We start from the raw sequence: 2,414 nt of genomic DNA, 5'->3' as shown, positions 1-2,414 counted from the left end.
CATGCGGGGGCATGCGTTGCTGGGCTGGTGTGGGTTGACCTCCACCAGTTCGCGACGCGGTGGGCATAGTACGGCAGCGACAGGCGCGCCGTGTTCCCAGGAGGAAACGCGCCGGAGTCGAGAACGACATGCACCCCCGGCGTGCGGGCGAGCAGGCGTTCCGTTGACGAGCCAGCCGGCACGAGGTAGTGCCGTTGGCCGACATGCAGGGCGATCGCGAGATCGTGGGGACGGGCGCGAGCGCCCAGAGCGAAATAGAACTGCGGTGGCATCTCTTCCTCCTGAGGCTACACAAAATCACACAGCCCGGCGCAGGGAAAGCTGAAAAGAGAAAGCGGAAAGCTGAAAGGCTCAACGATCGCATTGACCGCAAGGCCTTTTCAGTTTTCGACGTTCAGCGTTCAGCGTTCCCTGGGGCTGCTAGACCGGGCGACGAGCGCGAGGGCGGCGGGCGCAAACGCGGCTGCTTGCAAACAACGCGGCGGTTGGTCGCCACGAGCAGGTGGTGGGCGCCAGCGGCGCATGAGGGGCCGGGGAGGAAAGCAGAAAGCAGAAAGCAAAAAGATGAAAGCGGAAAGGGGCAGCGAACCCAATGATCGCTGGGCCGTTTTCAGCTTTCAGCGTTCCGATTTCCGCGTTCCCCGGCAGGCGGGGAGCCTCTCAGACAGTGGATTGAGGGGCTGCTGGAGGCGTCGCTCGGTGGAGTCACCCTAGCATCAGCGGCATCGCGCTGCATCAGCAGTGATGACCGATCAGGTGTGCAACTGGTTTACAAGCGGCCATGCGCGATGCGACAATCAAGTGCGCAGCGGCGTGTGAAGCGTAAAGCGTAAAACGTAAAACGGGAAATCACGATGGCAAGTGGTGCTGAATTGCGTGAGCGGACAAAGGCGTATGCGAGCCGGATCATCAAATTGTATAGCCACCTTCAGCAGACGCACCGATTTGATGATGCAGCAATGGTGCTGGGTAAGCAACTCCTCCGATCTGGAACCTCAGTGGCCGCCAATCATCGTGAGGCGAAATATACGCGGAGCAAAGCCGACCGCATCGCGAAGTTCAATATTATTTTGCAGGAGCTTGAGGAAAGTGCGCTGTGGTTGGAGTTACTCAACGACCACCACATGGCAAACGCTGAGGGACTCCGGCAGGTACTCGACGAAACGAACCAACTGATTGGCATCTTCATCACAAGCATGAAAACACTTCACAGCGAGCAGGGTGATGCCTAATCGTTTTACGGTTTACGTTTTACGGTTTACGCTTTTTAGAGGCTGACTTTCGGGCGATCGGCACGACGCTCCTGGCGGGAAAGAGCGCCATGTCGCCCGCTGATCGCGCCGATCTGGCCTGGTTCTTCCAGACCTATGGTGACGCGGCGCTGGCCCTCATTCCAACAACGGTGCCCCATCGTGAACACGCCGCCCTGCTCGGGGCGCTGCTGCTTCGTCATACCTCCCGTGGGGCCGAGCGCCTTCCGACCTATGTCACCACCGCGACTGACGTGCTGCGTCTCGCCGTTGCGCTCTCCGATGGTGATGTCAGTCTGGCGAATCCGACCAAGTTCCGCAGCTTCGCCCGCGCCGAGCGTCGGCTGCTGCTCGAACGGTTAGAGGCGTGCGGGAGCATCATTGAGGACATGCTGCGCTACCCTGAACCGTGGAAGCGCCTGGGCGAACGGTTGCATCCTGGCGAGTATCAAGCCCGGTTTCCTCAGTCTGCCGCAGCCTTCGAGGTCATCCGTAACGACCGGCCCGTTGCGACCTTCCGCTCCAAGGTCGAAGGGGCGATCGCGGCTGGGCAGATCGACGCGGCGCTGACCCTTTCAAACGGAGAACGTAAAGCGTAAAACGTAAAACGCTGGCAACGATGATGTGAAGGCGGTGCATATGCGATGAACCTCCGTTCTCCATTTTGCGGTCTCCGTTTTACGTTCTGAACAGCCGCCCAAACTGCTCGGGCACCACCGCCTCCGTCGACCCGGCGACGAAGGCGACGTGGCAGCGGTGGCAGTACCAAGCTTGCTGCCAGCGGGCGACCTGACGCTGCCAGCGTTCGTTGGCGGCACGGCGACGCTGCTCGTCTCGTTGGATGCAGCGCCCGGTGAGGCCAACGGCGAGCAGCGCACCGACGCAGGCAACGCCCGCGAAGAGGTGCTCGGCGTAGGCGGGGCCCGCCAGCGCCGCCAGCGCCGCGCCCTGGAGGTTGACGATGAGCAGCGTGACGAGGCAACTCGCTGGGACACTGAAGAACAGCACGCCAACAAGCACGACGATGATCCACCACCCGCCGCCAGGCTCGCGGGGCGGGGCGAGCAGTTGCGCGAGGTGGGTTCGCGCAACGCCCGCTGCGGGCACAAGGTCAGCCGTGAGGACGCGGACATCGCGGGTACCCCCAGTGACGATCGCAGCGAC

Annotated in this window: 4 protein-coding genes; 2 read left to right on the top strand and 2 right to left on the bottom strand. The window is 62.0% G+C overall.

The features are described from left to right. Window positions 1–272 (bottom strand): hypothetical protein (locus A9Q02_RS23985; RefSeq protein ID WP_141509129.1); only part of this gene is annotated, 272 nt, incomplete at its 3' end. Window positions 273–854: 582 nt separating this feature from the next. Between A9Q02_RS23985 and A9Q02_RS22135 the strand changes: the two genes are divergently transcribed. After that, complete coding sequence (locus tag A9Q02_RS22135; RefSeq protein WP_097655254.1) at window positions 855–1,232, top strand: four helix bundle protein; 378 nt, start codon at window positions 855–857, stop codon at window positions 1,230–1,232. Between the two features lie 89 nt (window positions 1,233–1,321). After that, window positions 1,322–1,849 (top strand): hypothetical protein, encoded by a 528-nt coding sequence (locus A9Q02_RS22130; protein WP_097655253.1) that lies wholly within the window; start codon window positions 1,322–1,324, stop codon window positions 1,847–1,849. A 79-nt stretch (window positions 1,850–1,928) separates the two neighbouring features. Here A9Q02_RS22130 and A9Q02_RS24535 read toward each other — a convergent pair. Then, on the bottom strand, window positions 1,929–2,414 hold a 486-nt coding region (locus tag A9Q02_RS24535; RefSeq protein ID WP_172451271.1), incomplete at its 5' end, for a hypothetical protein.

Source organism: Candidatus Chloroploca asiatica, from assembly GCF_002532075.1.
GTDB lineage: Bacteria > Chloroflexota > Chloroflexia > Chloroflexales > Chloroflexaceae > Chloroploca > Chloroploca asiatica.
This window is presented reverse-complemented; position numbering and strand designations above follow the sequence as displayed.

Coding starts and splice junctions, on each gene's coding strand:
- A9Q02_RS22135 (WP_097655254.1), top strand. CDS start 855: ATGGCAAGTGGTGCTGAATTGCGTGAGCGGACAAAGGCGTATGCGAGC.
- A9Q02_RS22130 (WP_097655253.1), top strand. CDS start 1,322: ATGTCGCCCGCTGATCGCGCCGATCTGGCCTGGTTCTTCCAGACCTAT.